16 protein-coding genes are annotated in these 16156 nt (G+C 65.7%); 8 read left to right on the plus strand and 8 right to left on the minus strand.

Going from position 1 to position 16156, the window contains the following annotated elements; translation table 11 throughout:
- Positions 1-76: 76 nt before the first annotated feature.
- Positions 77-634 (minus strand): helix-turn-helix transcriptional regulator, encoded by a 558-nt coding sequence (locus ACNQQL_RS29515; protein WP_347067615.1) that lies wholly within the window; start codon positions 632-634, stop codon positions 77-79.
- A 78-nt stretch (positions 635-712) separates the two neighbouring features.
- The gene (locus tag ACNQQL_RS29520; protein ID WP_347067616.1) at positions 713-1351 is read right to left on the minus strand and encodes a hypothetical protein; all 639 of its coding nucleotides are present in this window, start codon (positions 1349-1351) and stop codon (positions 713-715) included.
- Positions 1352-1693: 342 nt separating this feature from the next.
- Between ACNQQL_RS29520 and ACNQQL_RS29525 the strand changes: the two genes are divergently transcribed.
- From ACNQQL_RS29525 to ACNQQL_RS29535, 3 genes are all read left to right on the plus strand, one after another.
- Positions 1694-3097 carry a DUF308 domain-containing protein gene (locus ACNQQL_RS29525; protein ID WP_347067618.1) on the plus strand — a complete coding sequence of 468 codons (1404 nt, stop codon included), beginning with the start codon at positions 1694-1696 and terminating at the stop codon, positions 3095-3097.
- Between the two features lie 98 nt (positions 3098-3195).
- Positions 3196-3774, plus strand: coding sequence for a hypothetical protein (locus ACNQQL_RS29530; protein WP_347067620.1), 579 nt, complete (start codon positions 3196-3198; stop codon positions 3772-3774).
- 252 nt (positions 3775-4026) lie between these two features.
- Positions 4027-4758 carry a ribonuclease T2 gene (locus ACNQQL_RS29535; RefSeq protein WP_347067622.1) on the plus strand — a complete coding sequence of 244 codons (732 nt, stop codon included), beginning with the start codon at positions 4027-4029 and terminating at the stop codon, positions 4756-4758.
- A 236-nt stretch (positions 4759-4994) separates the two neighbouring features.
- Here ACNQQL_RS29535 and ACNQQL_RS29540 read toward each other — a convergent pair whose 3' ends face one another.
- Positions 4995-5630 carry an isochorismatase family cysteine hydrolase gene (locus ACNQQL_RS29540; RefSeq protein WP_347067624.1) on the minus strand — a complete coding sequence of 212 codons (636 nt, stop codon included), beginning with the start codon at positions 5628-5630 and terminating at the stop codon, positions 4995-4997.
- A 269-nt stretch (positions 5631-5899) separates the two neighbouring features.
- Between ACNQQL_RS29540 and ACNQQL_RS29545 the strand changes: the two genes are divergently transcribed.
- Positions 5900-6331 carry a DUF6678 family protein gene (locus ACNQQL_RS29545; RefSeq protein ID WP_347067626.1) on the plus strand — a complete coding sequence of 144 codons (432 nt, stop codon included), beginning with the start codon at positions 5900-5902 and terminating at the stop codon, positions 6329-6331.
- 319 nt (positions 6332-6650) lie between these two features.
- Here the strand turns inward: ACNQQL_RS29545 and ACNQQL_RS29550 are convergent, their stop codons facing one another.
- From ACNQQL_RS29550 to ACNQQL_RS29560, 3 genes are all read right to left on the minus strand, one after another.
- The gene (locus ACNQQL_RS29550) at positions 6651-6866 is read right to left on the minus strand and encodes a DUF3820 family protein (RefSeq protein ID WP_174417466.1); all 216 of its coding nucleotides are present in this window, start codon (positions 6864-6866) and stop codon (positions 6651-6653) included.
- 239 nt (positions 6867-7105) lie between these two features.
- Positions 7106-7675: a YdeI/OmpD-associated family protein gene (locus ACNQQL_RS29555; RefSeq protein ID WP_204423229.1), complete on the minus strand. Its 570-nt coding sequence runs from the start codon at positions 7673-7675 to the stop codon at positions 7106-7108.
- A gap of 113 nt (positions 7676-7788) precedes the next feature.
- Complete coding sequence (locus ACNQQL_RS29560; RefSeq protein ID WP_258284194.1) at positions 7789-8703, minus strand: glutaminase; 915 nt, start codon at positions 8701-8703, stop codon at positions 7789-7791.
- 219 nt (positions 8704-8922) lie between these two features.
- On the opposite strand from ACNQQL_RS29560, the gene ACNQQL_RS29565 reads away from it, so the two are divergent.
- Together ACNQQL_RS29565 and ACNQQL_RS29570 are read left to right on the plus strand one after the other, a co-directional pair.
- Complete coding sequence (locus ACNQQL_RS29565; RefSeq protein WP_072444290.1) at positions 8923-9633, plus strand: response regulator; 711 nt, start codon at positions 8923-8925, stop codon at positions 9631-9633.
- Between the two features lie 64 nt (positions 9634-9697).
- The gene (locus ACNQQL_RS29570; RefSeq protein WP_347067630.1) at positions 9698-10828 is read left to right on the plus strand and encodes an ATP-binding protein; all 1131 of its coding nucleotides are present in this window, start codon (positions 9698-9700) and stop codon (positions 10826-10828) included.
- 168 nt (positions 10829-10996) lie between these two features.
- Here the strand turns inward: ACNQQL_RS29570 and ACNQQL_RS29575 are convergent, their stop codons facing one another.
- Positions 10997-13366, minus strand: a complete 2370-nt coding sequence (locus tag ACNQQL_RS29575) for a patatin-like phospholipase family protein (protein ID WP_347067632.1) — start codon at positions 13364-13366, stop codon at positions 10997-10999.
- 268 nt (positions 13367-13634) lie between these two features.
- Here ACNQQL_RS29575 and ACNQQL_RS29580 point away from each other — a divergent pair, with 268 nt between their 5' ends.
- Both ACNQQL_RS29580 and ACNQQL_RS29585 read left to right on the plus strand, forming a co-directional pair.
- Positions 13635-14669, plus strand: coding sequence for a rod shape-determining protein (locus ACNQQL_RS29580; RefSeq protein WP_347067634.1), 1035 nt, complete (start codon positions 13635-13637; stop codon positions 14667-14669).
- Positions 14670-14914: 245 nt separating this feature from the next.
- The gene (locus ACNQQL_RS29585) at positions 14915-15574 is read left to right on the plus strand and encodes a YdcF family protein (RefSeq protein WP_347067636.1); all 660 of its coding nucleotides are present in this window, start codon (positions 14915-14917) and stop codon (positions 15572-15574) included.
- A gap of 65 nt (positions 15575-15639) precedes the next feature.
- On the opposite strand, the gene ACNQQL_RS29590 is transcribed toward ACNQQL_RS29585, so the two are convergent.
- Positions 15640-15948, minus strand: coding sequence for a hypothetical protein (locus ACNQQL_RS29590; RefSeq protein ID WP_347067638.1), 309 nt, complete (start codon positions 15946-15948; stop codon positions 15640-15642).
- Positions 15949-16156 lie beyond the last annotated feature (208 nt).

Raw genomic sequence — 16156 nt, forward strand, 5'->3', positions numbered from 1 at the left:
CGGAGTCCTTGCGGTGAGCCATCAAGCGTAAGGCGGCCGCGCGCGGTTCGTCCACGCATGAAATATGCGCGGCGTGCTAGAGCGTTTCGACCAGCCGCGCGGCCGAGCCGTCCGACAGCGTCATCCGCGTCCACCGGCACGTGCTGCCGCGGATCGGCACGACGCGCGACGCATTCGCGCCGGTGTCGAATTCGACGCTCGGCGGCCCCGCGCGATCGTGCCACCCGAGCGTGTCGAGCGCGGCTTCCATGCGGACGATTTCCGGCGTCGCGTAGCGCCACAGCGACGTGCCGAGCAGCATCGGCAGCGGCTGCGAGAACTCGGCCGCACGCGCCGGTGAACTGGCGAGCAGGCGGTGCGTGAGGTCGCACACCAGATGCATGCGGCCCGCGCTGCCCGCGATGAGCCGCGCAAGCGCATGGTCGCCTGCGGAATCGAGGCGCGCGGCGAGCAGCCGCTCGGCCGTCGCGCGCTCGTCGGGCGACATCTGCTGGATGCCGGCTTCCCAGCGCGAGATCGTCGATTGCGCGACGCCGAACAATTCTGCGGCGTGGCTTTGCTTCACGCGGTGTAGCGCGCGCCAGCGCCTGAGCTGCGGGCCGAGCGGTGGCGTGTAAAGCGGTGAGGTGGTCATGGCGATGCTCCGGTTGCGGTCGTTGTGTACGTTCGCGGGCCGCTCCGCCGGCGCTGCAGGGGCGCCGCGTGCGCCCCTTTACATGATCCGGATGCCGCCGTTTGCCTGGATCGCGATGGCCGCGAACGGCACGAGCACGATGCCGCCCAGCACGAGCACGCCGTCGGCGGCAACCGTGATCGGCGTGGCGAGAATCCGCAGACCCATGCCGACAACGGATGGCGATTCCTTGATGTACACCGAATACCGCCGGTTGAACGGCTGCGAGACTCCCTTGTCCTTCTCGGCGAAGCCTTCCGTCGAATAGCGCTTGCCGTCGATGTCGCCTTCGAGCACGAGACCGGCCGGCGCGCTGGTGAATCCGTCGTCGGCGGCGGCCTGTCGATCGTCTTCCGATGCGTCCTTCGGCAACACGATCCGGTAATGGCCGGTGACGCTGCCGCCGCTCGCATGAAAGCCGGCAAACGTCGTGCGCAGCGATTTCCGGTAGCCGGATTGCAGTACCGGCCGCAATTGGGCCGGCAGATCGAAGATGTAGTGATAGCGCGTGCCGAGGACGACCAGCTTCTTGCCGTCCTCGGTCATCATGAATCCGGATACGTTTTCGCTGTATGCGTCATCCTTGTACAGCTTCGGCGTGAAACAGCCCGACAGCGCGAGGCTGTTCGCGGCCATGCCGGCGGCCAGCAGGCGCCGGCGCGTGATCGATATGCTCATTTCTTGTTGTCCCGTCTGGTGCGGTTCAGTTCAGTGGCTTTCGCCCTCGGAAGCAGGATTCTCGCGTATCCGCCGCGCGTTGTCGAACGGGTAATCTGCCGTGGCAGCGGGCCGTCGGACCCTTCAGCGTCGCACCGAAGACGTTTTCGCCAGCCTTTCAACCTGCGTCGCCATATCTTATTATTCGGCCAGAGCGGCGCGTGCCGGCCGCCATCGGTCGTGTCGACGGCATGACGCGCCGGCAACGATTGCCGCTTTCCGACCGGCGCGTGGCGCGACGTACGGTCGGAATGACAGGAAACGCGTGGCCGCGCGTATCCAGAAAAATGACACGAGGGCGCGATGGTACGACTGATCTTGCTGCTGCTGGGCATCGAATATCTACGAACCCGCTGGCGCGGGCTGACCGTGCTTGGCTGGGTGTGGGTCGTCGCGGGCGTCGTCATCTTCGTCGACGCGTTCGACGGCGCGCTGCATTTCCCGATCGAGCTGTTTGCGTGGCTGTTTCTGATCGAAGGGCTCGCAACGCTCGCGGTGGCTGGCAGCGGCGTCGGCGGGCAGCGCATCCTGCGCTACGTGAAGGGCATCGTGGTCGTGGCGGCCGCGGGGCTTGTGTTTGCCGGCCATCACCACGGCCATTTCCTGCTGTCGATGATCTTCGGCACGCTGTTCCTCGTCGACGGGCTGCTGCAATGCACGTCCGCATGGATGGTGCGCTACCGCCGCTGGAACGTCGCGTTCGCGTGGGGTGTCGTCGAAATCCTGCTGGCGATCTTCTTCTTCCAGCCGTACCCGACGCACTATGTGGGCACCGTGCCGTACTGCCTCGGCCTGCTGCTGATCTTCGGCGGGATGCACATGCTGAGCCTCGCCGCGCGCGTGCGCCGGCTCACGCGCAATCCCGCGTTCGCGACGTCGCCCGCGCCGGCGCTCGCGCCCGACCTCGACGATGCGCGCGACCGGCCGCATTTCGCGCAATCCGAATGGGACGGCCCGCCGGCCGACGGCGAGCGCGCACTCACCGTGCACGTATGGACGCCGACCGGCACGTCGAAGGCCGAAGCGCAGCGCTATCCGGTGATCGACCGCTATATCGCTGCGGTGGACGTCAACGGCGTGATCTCGACCGGGCACGCGGCGCTGGAGTCGCCGGAGGGTATCTATATCAGCCTGTATCCGGGCGTCGAAATCGATCGTTCTCCGGACGAATTCACGCGCATCCTGCGCGCCACGCGCGAAAACGATGTGCCGGGCCTGTTCCAGCCCGACTACGCGACCGAGTCGAAGGCGTGGTGCCCGTCGACCGTGCGTGTGCGGATCCGCAACTACGATGCGGCGAAGCTCGACGCGTTCTGGTCGGCATACCGGCAGAACGCGACGTACAACCTCACGCACCGCAACTGCTCGAGCACCGTGTCGAATGCGCTCGAAGCCGCGCTCGACGGCGCGGTATGGCGGCTGAAGGGCACGCGGGCCGGGTGGGGCGCGTTCGTCCGGCTGCTGCTCACGCCCGAGCTGTGGGTTGCCGCGCAGATCCGCAAGCGCGCGGTGACGATGGCGTGGACGCCCGGCCTCACGCTCGACTATGCACGCGCGCTCAGCATGCTGGCCGACCCGCGGCCGTTCGCGTGGTGGAAGGTCGCGCGCTCGGCGGTGAAGGCGATCGTGGCGTCGCGCCGCGCGTGGCGCGAGCAGGACAGCGCGGCGCTGTCGTCCGGCGGATCGGAGGCTGCGTCGGTGAAGTAATCGCGTGGCGCCGGATGAGGGCCCGGCGCCGCAGGAGCCGCCATCGTGTGGCCCGGCGAAGTTGCCCGCCGTCAGAACCCGACAAACAACAAACGACAATGAACAAGACGAGCGCTTTCCGCATCCTGATTCCCGCTGTGCTGGCGCTGGCAAGCGCCGGCCTCGCACAGGCGAGCACGGACGACGTGCCGCGCATGAGCAACGACGTGTACCGGGTTTCGGTGTCGTTCTGCTCGAATGTCGCGGCCGCCGAGAAGATCGAGTGCCAGGGCGACATGATCGCCTCAGGCAGCCGGATCGTTGCGGCGATGGGCGGGCTGCCGCCGGCATCCGCCACGTCGATCGACGAAGGCGCGCGCAGCAAGCTGCCGGAGGCGGAGCGCAACGGGCTCGCGCCGGTCGAGCCGGGTGCGATAGACAAGGACGATGACACGGCCGGCCTCGCCGGCATGGTGCGCCTGTGCGACGTGTACGAATCCGGGCCGGCGTCGCGCGCGCGGCATCACGCGGCGCTGAAGCAGCAGGCGCCGGATGCCGCGCCGCGCGTCGAGGCGTTGCTGGCGGATGCGTCGACGGCGGCGCGCCGGCGCGTCAGCGTCGGCGTGTGGCAGATCCTCGTGCTCGAAGGTCCCGAATCGGTTGCGCGCGCATGCAAGCAACTGGGGGCTGGATCGTGAGCAACGGCGTGCCGCCGGAGTGGCGGCACGCGTCGGCCGTGTGCGGTATCGGGCAGGGCGCGGAGCAAGCCGCCGAGCTTGCGTCCGCGTTCCGCTCGGGTATCGCGCGGTGCGACGGCACACGCCCGCGCCACCGCACATAATTCGGCTACCTTCACATTCGTGCCACGTTGCGGCAGCAACAATCGCGGGCAGACATTCGACAATCTTGCGGCGCATCCCGCGACCGCAAGCCTTTTCCGAGGAAACGCCATGCTCAAGACGCTCGCCCGCGCCGCTGTCGCATTCGCCGTCGCTTCCGCCTCGCTGCCCGCCACCGCGCAGACCAGCTACGACTACCTGTTGCTCGCCGCGTCGTGGGAGCCCGGTTTCTGCGCGTCGCACGACACACCCGAATGCACGAACCTCGCCGGCTCGTATGCGGCGACGAGCCTGTCGCTGCATGGCCTGTGGCCGAACCGGTACGACGGCAACCAGCCGTTCTACTGCGGCGTGCCGCAGAACGACGTCGACCTCGACAACGCGCACCAGTGGTGCAGCATGGATGCCTACCCGATCAGCAGCGCGACCCGCAACACGTTGTCGACGTACATGCCGGGCGTTGCATCGTGTCTCGACAAGCACGAGTGGTTCAAGCACGGCACCTGCTCGAATTCAGCGTCGCCCGATGCGTACTGGAACGAGGCGTCGGGCATGATCAGCCGGCTCGGCAACACGTCGTTCAATGCGTACCTGCAGGCGAACGCGGGCAAGACGGTCACGCGTAACCAGTTGCTGTCCGCATTCGAAGGCGCGTTCGGCAGCAATACGCGCAGCGCGGTGTCGCTGAAGTGCACGAAGACCAATGGCGTCAGCTATTTCACCGAAGCGTGGATCGCGGTGAAGACGAATGCGACCACGCAGTTCCCGAGCGCCGCGTCGCTCGTGACGGACGGCAATACGCAGGGCACGTGCCCGACGTCGGGCGTGTTTATCGCGAAGTAAGGGGGGAGGCGGTCGACGTGCGCGGCATCGCGCACGTCGTCGCCCGTCATGGCTTCGGCGGGATGTGCAATCACCGCAGCCGGGCTGATTCCGGCGTGTCGAACGGGGGCTCGTGGTCGTCGACCGTGTCGGGCTGCGCATCCTACGGCGCCGCTCCATGCGGCATCCGCGACGCGCTGCTGGCCGGTGGTCAGTACCGCCGGCAGCGCGCTCCACGCGACGAACAACCGGGTCCGTTATCCGAGCAGCCGCAATGCGTCCGCGAGCGACAGCACCGTCGTGCGCGATTCGAACGCTGTGGAGAACAGATGCTCGTGGACGATCGGGTCCGGGTCGTAGCAGCAGTCCTTGACCGTATACAGGCGGAAGTCCGCGTCGCTCGCGTAGGCGATCGACGACAGCATCACGCCGGTCGACGCGATGCCGACCATGATCAGCGAATCGACGCCTTGCGCGACCAGCCGCGCCTGCAGATCGGTGCCGAAGAATACGCTCGCGCGGTGCGCGACGATCAGCGGTTCGTCGGGCTGCCGGTCCAGCTCCGGGCACGTGCCGTCGTCGAGGAACAGGCCGAGCTGCTTGATGCCTTGGCCGTTCTTGTTGCGCGTGCTGACTTCCGGATAGCCGGGGCTGAACCGGAGGTTCGCGAACCAGACGCCGACGCCGCCGGCTCGCGCCGTGTCGCACAGCTTGCGCGTATTGGCGAGCAATTCGGGGGCGACCGACGGAAAGAGCCCGAGGATGTCGGTCTGGTAATGCATGACGAGCAACGCGGTTTGCGACGGATTGATGGCGGGAACCGGTGCGGAAGCGCTGCCGCCGGGGTTCGCGTGGGCTGCCATTGCAACATTCGATACGTTGTCCGGATTCATGCGTGACGTTCTCCTCCAGTAACCGCTGCGGGGTTTCAGAAAATCGATCGTTCCGTTTACGTCGTCAACTACTCCAGCGCCAGCGTGATTGGATTCCGGAATATAAACCCGTATGTGGTTGCTTTGGTACCGAGCGGGCGGGTGAGCGCTACGTTGCATTGGGTGTTGAATCCGCAGCCAGAAGCGGTTACTCGACCTCAGTGCTTAGATCGCCGACAATCGCATCGCCCGCGACTACCAGAGGTGAGTAAATGCAGTCTGAGCTTCCTATGGCTGATGCCCTGCCAAAGGGTATCGACAAGGCAAAAATTCTATCGCAGGTGCAAAAGAAGTTCGTCGGGGCTCTGGCCAATGACACGAAATGGAACGAGCTGATTTCATTCATGCGTGGTCTGGACGGATGGCGGCCCTCGTACCGTTCAAAATGGGTCAACGGGCATGTGTCGGGATGGGATGTCGAGTGGTTCTACCACCTACCGTTTCCATTTGTGGGGGTTGAGTGGATTGATCTCGGATTGCGTGAGCAGGCTTCGGTCAGGCACGCGGCCATCGATCACTCAACGCTTGTTTTGAGTAAGCTCGCAAAAATTGGCTTCGAGTTTGAGGTCAGGGGGGACGTTGCCAGAGTCTGGGGCTATGCCCCGAAGTCCTATGAAGATTTTCCGCCAGATGCATTGCTCCGGCCGTCACGGTGCGGGTAGACGCGATGCGAACGGGAGCGGGAGAATTTTCAGTGGCTCGGGCCTACCCCCGGGCTTGGCTAAAATTTCACGGACATGACTTTTCTGGAACTTGATCGTCTTGCGTCAGTGTGCGCAGACGGTGTCTTCTGCTTCGACCGTTGACTGGCGTTGTACCTACGGCTACCCCAATACATCCCGACACCGTGGTGAATGGCCACTACAGGCAAATCCGATGGACCGCTCCGGGTCGGTTGCCGCCGATCACGATCAACGACAACCACTGAATCGAGACGGGGCCGGTATGGCGCACCGGGGTCAATAGCACGTGATTGTGGCGCTATCCGCGTTTGCGCAGCGGCTCGAGTAAGCCTCTCAGGCCGTTATGGTCCATTTCGTGCATCAGTGCGAGCTGCCGGCCGAGCTCGCCCCGGGGGAATCCTTCGCGGGCCAACCAATTGAGGTAATGCCCGGGTAGATCGGCGATGAGTCGGCCTTTGTATTTTCCGAAGGGCATGGTGACGGTGACAAGGCATTCAAGGTCTGGAACTCGCATGCGATATTGTGCACGGCTTTCCGCTCTCGTACGCCCGCCACGGCGCGCGCTCACCGTGTGCCGGCCGATCCAATACGACTGAAGCCGGCCGAGCCTAACGGTAGGAATGCCACATCGTTGATTTCCAGAGGCGAGAGGCGATCGGCTTCTGGATTCACGTGTGGCGGCATGCGGCTGCGGATTGCCCGCCTTGTGCGCGGCATCGGCCGGTGACCTTCGTTGGCTGTCGACTTCCCGGTCTACGAATGAATGGTTTCGCCGCGATTCAGCATGTCGATGAACTCTTCGATCTTGCGCACCCGTGTCGCGGGCTTTTTGGCGTTCTGTATCCGAAACAGGATGGCGTAGCGGTTTCGGCCGTTCAGCGTCGCAAAGAACGCGCTGGCCTTGGGATTGGCATCCAGTGCGGCCTGCAGGTCGTCCGGCACGACCGAGTTGCTGGCGGACGTATAGGCAGCCTCCCAGCGGCCATCCTGTTTGGCTTTCTCGATTTCCCGCATGCCCGAAGGCAGCATTCTGCCTGCTGCGATCAGCGCTTCGGCCCGGTCTTTGTTGAGCCTGGACCAGATGCTTTTTGCGGAGCGTCGAGTGAAACGTTGCAACCAGTATGCTTCGCTTTCAGTTTGCTTTTGACCGTCGATCCAGCCATGACAAAGGGCACTTTCCAGCGCCTGTTCGTAAGTCAAGGTGGGTTGCCCGGCGCCTTTTTTGGCAAGACGCAGCCATATCCCGGTCGAGGTATCGCCGTTTTGCGTCAACCAGCCTTCCCATTCGTTCTGGTCACGGAATGTCAGACGAGGCTCAGTCATGGTGCGATCCGAATGGTTGCATTCAGGCTATCGGCAATTCAACGCGTATTCCGTCGGCGGGAAGATGGAGGTCTTGCCTGGCGGGGCATCCAGTTGGCCGGTTCTTCCCCGCCTCAAAAAATCGACCTTCCCGTATAAGTCGTCAACCACTCCAACGCCAACGTCCCCGCCAGCGAGTTCCCATTAGCATCGAGCCCCGGCGCCCACACGCACACGGCCATCTCGCCGGGCAGCACCGCGACGATCCCGCCGCCGACGCCGCTTTTCGCGGGCAGCCCGACGCGATACACGAAATCGCCGGCCGCGTCGTAGGTGCCGCAGGTCAGCATCAGCGCCGACAGCCGCTTCGCGGAACTCGAATCGACGATGCGCTCGCCGGTCACCGGCGCGACGCCGCCGTTCGCGAGGAACAGCGCGGCGCGCGCGAGCTCGACGCAGTTCATCGTGATCGCGCACTGGCGGCAATACGCGTCGACCACCGTGTCGGGCGGCATCTGCATGTTGCCGAAGCTCGCCATGAAATGCGCCATCGCGCGGTTGCGCTCCGCGTGCTGCAGCTCCGACAGCGCGACGCGCGAATCGTAGTCGATATCGGTCGCGCCGATCAGCCGCCGCACGAATTCGACGAGCGCCGTCTCGGCCCTCACGAAGCGGCGGCACAGCACGTCGGTGACGACCAGCGCGCCGGCGTTGATGAACGGATTGCGCGGCTTGCCGCGCTCGCTTTCTAGCTGCACCAGCGAATTGAACGCGGTGCCGGACGGCTCGCGGCCGACCCGCTCCCACAGCGCATCGCCCAGCAGCTGGAACGCGAGCGTGCACGCGAACAGCTTCGAGATGCTCTGGATCGAGAAGCGCTCGTACGCGTCGCCGACTGTGTAAACGTTTCCGTCGAGCGTCACGACGGCCATCCCGAACTTGTCGGCGGGGATTTTCGCGAGTTCGGGAATATAGTCGGCAACCCGTCCCTGGCCAATCCAGGGGGCGAGTTCGGTGTGGATGCGTTCGAGGATCGTCTGGTAATTCATCACGTCAGGCAGGGTAGAGGCGTGGCCCGGATTCCGGCGAGCCCGTATGGAACCGTCCCGGCGCCGATTCGTCAAGCGCGACCAGCATCGCGCCCTTATTTTTGAGACAGGCAAACGGGCAATCGGCGGGCGCAGTATCATGCGGTACGTTTCGGCCGATGGCCGGCGTCGGGAATGACCGGCGCCGCCGCGGCCTCCCCGATGACCCGACCGTTGCCCATGTCTTTTCGCATCCTGCTCGTCGAAGACGACACCCGCCTGTCCACGCTGATCGCAGGCTACCTGCGCAAGAACGACTACGAAGTCGACACTGTGCTGCATGGTGACGCCGCGGTGCCGGCGATCCTGTCCATTCGTCCCGATCTCGTTATTCTCGACGTGAACCTGCCGGGCAAGGACGGCTTCGAAATCTGCCGCGAGGCGCGCAAGCAGTACGACGGCGTGATCATCATGGTGACGGCGCGCGACGAGCCGTTCGACGAATTGCTGGGCCTGGAATTTGGCGCGGACGACTACGTGCACAAGCCGGTCGAGCCGCGCATCCTGCTCGCGCGGATCAAGGCGCAGCTTCGCCGCGCGCCCGCGCGCACGGTCGAGAGCGCCGCATCGCAGCCCGAGCGCTACGCGTTCGGCAAGTTTTCGATCGACCGCACCGACCGCACCGTCGTGCTGCCCGACGGCAGCACGCCCGATCTGACGTCGGCCGAATTCGACCTGCTGTGGGCGCTGGTGTGCCATGCGGGCGAAGTCGTCAGCCGCGACGACCTGATGCTGCAGTTGCGCGGCGTCGAATTCGACGGCCTCGACCGTACGATCGACGGGCGCATTTCGAAGCTGCGCCGCAAGCTGCGCGATGACGCGAGCAACCCGCAGCGGATCAAGACGATCCGCAGCAAGGGTTATCAATTCAGCAAGCACGCGTGGGAATGACGCCGCCGTCAGGCGACGCCGTCACGTTCCGCGCGGGCAATCCGCCCGCCAGCCGGGAGCCGCGATGATCCGACGAACCCGTTCGCACCCCGATGCACCGCCGTTGTCGACGCTGCGCTATGTCAGATGGCGCTGGCTGCATTTCCGCCGCGCGTGGACCGATACGCGCGCCGACCGCATTCCGAGTTGGTCGCGCCTTTACGTGCGTACCTACCTGCATCTGCTCGGCCTCGTGCTGTTGACCGCGCTTGTGCCGGCGCTCGCGCTGTGCGTCGAATTGTCGCCGCAGGTCGTATGGCATGCGTTCGACGCGCTGCCGGGCGATATCTGGATCGTGCTCGCGTTCGTGTTCGCGGCGCCTGCGCTGGCCGCATACCGGTGGATGCGGCCGGTCTGGTCCGATCTCGTGATGGTGCGCGAGCGCGCGATCGACTTCACCGGCGGACGCTTCAACACGCGCGCACGCGAATCGCACAGCGTGATCATCGGCCCGCTCGCGCGGACGCTGAACGCGCTCGCGATGCGCATGGAGCGGCTGATCGCCGCGCAGCGCGATCTCACGAACGGCATCTCGCACGAGCTGCGCACGCCGCTCGCACGCGTGCGCTTCGCGCTTGAGATGCTGCGCGAGCCTGCTTCTGCCGCGGAATACCAGGGCGCGCTCGAGAGCATCGCGCAGGACGTGACCGAGCTCGAGGAATTGATCGACATGAGCCTCACGTTCGCGCGGCTCGAATACAGCTCGCTGCAGTCGAACCTCGAGATGACCGCGCCGGTCGCGTGGTTCGAGCACCAGGTCAACGACGCGCAACTGCTGTATCCGGAGTGCACGATCGAATCGCGCGTCGCGCTCGAGTCGAACCTGCGCGTGAAGATGGACCGGCGGCTGATGTCGTACGCGATGCGCAACCTGCTGCGCAACGCGAGCAAGTATGCGCACTCGCGGATCGTCGTCGGCATCGCGATGGAGCACGGCAACATCGGGATCTTCGTCGAGGACGACGGCCCCGGCGTGCCGGAGCAGGAGCGCGAACGGATCTTCGACGCGTTCGTGCGCCTCGACCGCCGCACCGGCGGCTACGGGCTCGGCCTGTCGATCACGCGGCAGGTGCTCCATGCGCACAACGGCCGGATCGCGGTCGTCGAGCCGGTCGAGCTCGGCGGCGCGCGCTTCGAGATCAGCTGGCCTGTCTAGCAATACGCCGCACGAGGCCCGCCCGTCAACGGCCATGACGGCCACGCGCATCGGTTTCGGGCGCATCGTCGGCATTCCCTGCGTTGCGTTTCCCGCACGGATACCTGTCCGTGCCGCGTTTCCCTGACGCTTGCGCGGCGATGCCGCCGACGCGGCTTCCGCTCAGGGTCAGTACGTGCGGCCGAGCTGGAAATACAGGTTGTGCCGGCCGCCCGGCGCGAGCGCGATACCGACATAGATCGGCCCGAACGACGTCGTCAGGCTGGTGAAGAACGAGTAGCTCTGCTTCAGCGGCCCCGAGCTGACGGACGTATCGAGCGACCACACGTTGCCCAGTTCCGCGCTTGCGCCGACGAACAACGCCTTGATCGGCGATGCGTTGAAGGACATCAACTGGTTCATGTAGGTCACCTGCCCGTAGACCAGCGCGTTGCCGTTGAGCTGGTCGGCCGCATAGGCAGACAGGTGCTGGAAGCCGCCGAGCGTGAAGTCCAATTGATTGACCGGGCTCACGCCGCCAAAGCTCTTGCCGGCCTCAATGCTGGCGTTCACGCTGTGCCGCCCGAACTGTTGCGCGACGATCGCCTTGCCGAACACTTCGGTGTACTGGTGCTCGTTGCTCGACACCAACGAGCGCTCGACGCGGACTTCGCTGAAGTAGCCCTTGCGCGGGAATTGCGGATCGTCGAGCTGGTCGATCAGCAGCCGGGCGCGCGCACTGAGCTGCCGCCCGTTCGTGCCGTCGAACAGGAACTCGGTCGGCTCGCCGTTCGGCCCGACGTCGAGCGGGACGTTGTAATCCGGCGATGCATAGCCGTGCGCATACGCGAGGCCGACCCGGAAATCGCCGAGGCGCTGGATCGGGATGCCGAAATCGAAGCCGACGCGTTCGGTCTGCAACCGGTACTGCGTGAGCTTGATGTCGTCGTCGTAGACGTTCGCGAAGCGCCGCTCGTATTCCGCGTACGGCGCGACATAGAGCCCCGTGCTCGACGACAGCGGCTGGCGCAGTTCGAGATGGACCGACTGCCGGTCGCTGCCGAGCGTCGTATCGCCGCGGAACTCGAGGCCCGACTCGGTGAGCCACGGCCGGCGATAGCCGAGATGCAGGCGGAAGCCGCCTTCGTCGCTCGAACTGCTCGACATCCCGAGCCCGAACAGCAGGAAGTTCGGCCCCCAGTATTTCTCGCGCGCGTCGATCACGAGCCGGTTCTCGTTGCCCTCGCTGACGACCTGCTGCGTGACGCTCTCGAAGTTGCCGCTCGTCGTCAGCGCAAGCAGGTCCTTGCTGACCGAGTTCGGATCGTAGATGTCGCCCGGCTTCACGTGCAGCGCATCGTGGACGACGCGTTTCGGCACGCCGCCGTTGGTTCGCACTTCGATGCTCGTGATCCGGACCGGCGGTGGCAGCGGTTGTGCGTGGGCCGACCGGTACGCCGCGTATTGCTCGGGCGTGAGCGCGAAGCGCTTGAGCTTCGGCAGCGCCGCGGTCGCGGCAGCCGCTCCGGCGGCGATCGCCTGGCCCGCGTTCTGGAAATCGGTGAACGCGAGCGAGCCGAGGTTCGGCGTGAGCAGCACGTCCTGTGCGGCGAGCTGCTGGCGCTGCGCGGTCACGTTCTGGCGGATCAGGATGCCGACCATCTGCTGCATCACGTCGGCGGGCGACGCGAGCGCGTCGAGCGGGCGCAGTTGCGAGCCGATGTCGACCGCGATCACGACGCGCGCGCCCATCTGCCGTGCGGTGTCGACCGGCAGGTTGCTGACGAGTCCGCCGTCGACGAGTGCGCGGCCGTTGATCTCGGCCGGCGCGAACAGGCCGGGCATCGCCATGCTTGCGCGAATCGCGAGCGGCAGCGAGCCGTGGTCGAGCACGACCATCTGCCCCGTCTGCAGGTCGGTCGCGACCGCGCGGTACGGGATCGGCAGCCGGTCGAACGACTGGTTGGTCGGCACGGCGGCCGTCCAGTCCGCGAGCAGCGCCTGCAGCCGGTTGCCCTGCACGAGGCCGGCCGGTGCCTTCACGCCTTTCGCGCCGAAGCCGAGCGTCAGGCCGTTGATGTAGTAGCGCTCATCCTCGCGGCGGCTTTGCGGGAGGTCGGCGCGGTCGGTCACGTCGAACGCGACGTCGGCGAGGTTGACTTCCGACAGGCGCTTCTGCATGTCCTCGGCAGCCATGCCGCTCGCATACAGTCCGCCGACCACCGCGCCCATGCTGGTGCCCGCGATGCAGTCGATCGGAATGCGGTTTTCCTCGAGCACCTTCAGCACACCGAGGTGCGCATAGCCGCGCGCGCCGCCGCCGGACAGCACGAGGCCGATCGACGGGCGGCCGGCCGGGCCGCCGTCGGCCGTGCAGTCGTGCGTGGCCGTGGGCGTTGCGGCGGGGGCAGCGGCCACCGGCGTGCCGGCCGCAGCGGGGGCGGGCGCGGTGGCGGTGGCCGGCAGCGGCTGCGCGGCGACCGTGCAGCACCAGAAGGCGACGAGCGTCGTGCAGAGCGGGCGCACCCGCGCCCAGCGGGAGGAAACGGTCGCTGTCATTGAGGAAATACCTGGCGTGATCGGGCGTCTGAAGCCTGCCGGGAGCAGGCAAGACCGAGAGATTACCGTGTTTTACAGGCGCAGCGCGAGAGACCGTTTCGGAGTCCGACACCCTCGAAGCGCTGTTTTCGGCAATTTCGTCGCGAAATAATCATCGGAATTGGCTAAAGTGTCGGCACGATTTGCCGCTAACTTCATGATGGGGCGGCAGGCGCGCCGCGGGGATGCGGCGGGGCCGTCCCGGCCCGATCGTTCAAAAAGGCTTGATATGTCGACACCGCTGTTCGGAAAGTTGTTTGCGCAACCCGTTGCGATCGATCCTGGGACGGCGAGTACGCAGATCTATACGCACGAGCGCGGCGTGGTGCTGAACCAGCCGTCGGTCATTTGCTTCCGCAAGGCCGGCGCGAACGACGCGCGGCCGACGCTCGAGGCCGTCGGCGAGCGTGCGAAGGCGCTGCTCGGCCGCGAACCGGGGCATCTCGAAGCCGTGCGGCCGATGCGGCACGGCGTGATCGCCGACGCGCACGCGGCCGAGCAGATGATCCGCAGCTTCATCGACATGTCGCGCACGCGTTCGCGCTTCGGCCGCCGCGTCGAGGTCACGCTGTGCGTGCCGTCCGATGCGACGGCCGTCGAGCGCCGCGCGATTCGCGAGGCCGCATTCGCGGCCGGTGTGTCGGAGGTCGAACTGATCGAGGAATCGCTGGCTGCCGGGCTCGGCGCGGGCCTGCCGGTGACCGAGCCGGTCGGCTCGATGGTCATCGACATCGGCGGCGGGACGACCGAAGTCGCGGTGATCGCGCTCGGCGGCATCGTCTACCGCGAAGCGATCCGCGTCGGCGGCAGCCAGTTCGACGCGGCGATCGTGAACCATGTCCGCAACCTGTACGGCGTGCTGCTCGGCGAGCAGACGGCCGAGCACGTGAAGAAGACGATCGGCTCGGCCACCAGTGCGGTGCCGCGCACGACGACGCGCGCGGTCGGGCGCAGCATCGGCGACGGCCTGCCGCGCTCGGTCGAGCTGTCCAACCACGACGTTGCGGACGCGCTGGCCGCGCCGCTCAAGCAGGTGATCGGCGCGGTGAAGTCGGTGCTGGAAAACGCGCCGGCCGAGCTCGTGACCGACATCGCGAATCGCGGCGTGGTGCTGACGGGCGGCGGCGCGCTGCTCGCGGATCTCGAACGCCTGCTGTACGACGAGACGGGGGTGATCGCACGGATCGCCGACGAGCCGGCCACCTGCGCGGTGCGCGGCGCCGGCGAGGCGATGGGGCGGCTGGCGATGTGTCCGGCCGATTGACGCGGTTCGATTCGGTTCGGGCCGGGCATCACGGCGCAATGCAGCCATTCACATTCTTTCGATCTCCATAGCGCCAGCCTGCCCTCCAGCGCAAAGCAAGTCGGTCTTCTTTCCAACAGGTCGGTAACGGCCCGGCATCGGCCGTCCGCGTGGACACGCGCGAGCGCGCCGTGCTAGCGTTACGCGCCCATGCCGGGCCGGGCCGGGCCAGCCGATACGCCCGACGACCTGAGAGACCGAAAACCTTGAATTACCAAACCAAACGGGGCTTTGCGGCCCGGGCGGGCCGCCTGCTGGCCGTCGTCGCGGGCATCTGGGTTGCCGCGGCCGTCGCGCTCGTCGCGTACGGAATGCGGATGCCGAGCGAACCGGCCGACGTCGCCGTGATTTTCGGCAACGCGCTCGACGATACGGGTGCGCCGAAGCCCGTGCTCGCGGCCCGGCTCGACGTCGGTGTGCGCTGCTACCGCACGGGGCAGTGCCCGGCGTTTCTGGTCAGCGGCGCGATCGACGGCCCCGGGCTGAACGAGGCGACGGCCATGCGCGACTATCTCGTGGCGCGCGGCGTGCCGGCCGACCGGATCGCAGTCGACGACCAGGGCGACAACACGCTCGCGACCGCCCGGCACACGCTTGCATACCTGCAGGCGCACCGCCTGTCGCGCGTGCTGATCGTCAGCCAGTACTACCATCTTGCGCGGGCGCGCCTTGCGTTCGAGCGCGTCGGTATCGCGCGGGCGAACATCTCCGCCGCGTATCCGCGCCGCTTCCAGTTGCGCGATGTCTATTCGAGCTGGCGCGAGGTGCCGGCCTACGCGGTGTATGCGATGCGTCTGTGGGCGAATCCCGACGCGCGGCCGGTCTCGTTCCGGCCGATGCTTTACCTGATGAGCCTGTTTTCGTAACGCGACGCCCGGGGGCGAACGCCCCCGGCGCATGATTTTCTCCTTCCTTCGGGCTTCCTGCCGTTTCACGCCGAATGCGGCGTTCTTTTATTCTCGCCGGCTGTACGAATGTCATAGGCGCCGGACAAGCGATAACGATTCGCGTTTAAGGTTTGATGCGAGACGGAAATCGAGGCGATTTGGGCGGGTTTGTGAAAATCCGGCTTGTATTGTTTATTAAACGGATAGTTATTATCCGCGTAAGCGATCCGCCAGAATGAAAATATTGCGCTGCAAAAATCGTGTTCCCTGAATCGAGGTCGTATATCAGCGTTTCCACGGATGCGGCGATTCCGGTGTTTTTGAGAAAGATCAAAATAAGCCGGCGAAAACACGGGATTCTGCTCCCGGGTACGCGTTGGCGGGTAAAAAACACATGCTCATTCGGCCCTTGACCCGATGGGTAAACCGCAGCAACTGGAAAATGGCGTGAGTTTGATATAGCCTTGTCTGACAAAAAGCAGGGCAGTAGTCAAATCAACCAGAAAGTCGCTGCATAAAACCAGGGGCCGCCATCATGCCATTCGACTAGTTGCGCATCCG

The sequence above is a fragment of the Burkholderia sp. LFS061 genome (assembly GCF_047978125.1).
Lineage (GTDB): Bacteria > Pseudomonadota > Gammaproteobacteria > Burkholderiales > Burkholderiaceae > Burkholderia > Burkholderia pyrrocinia_C.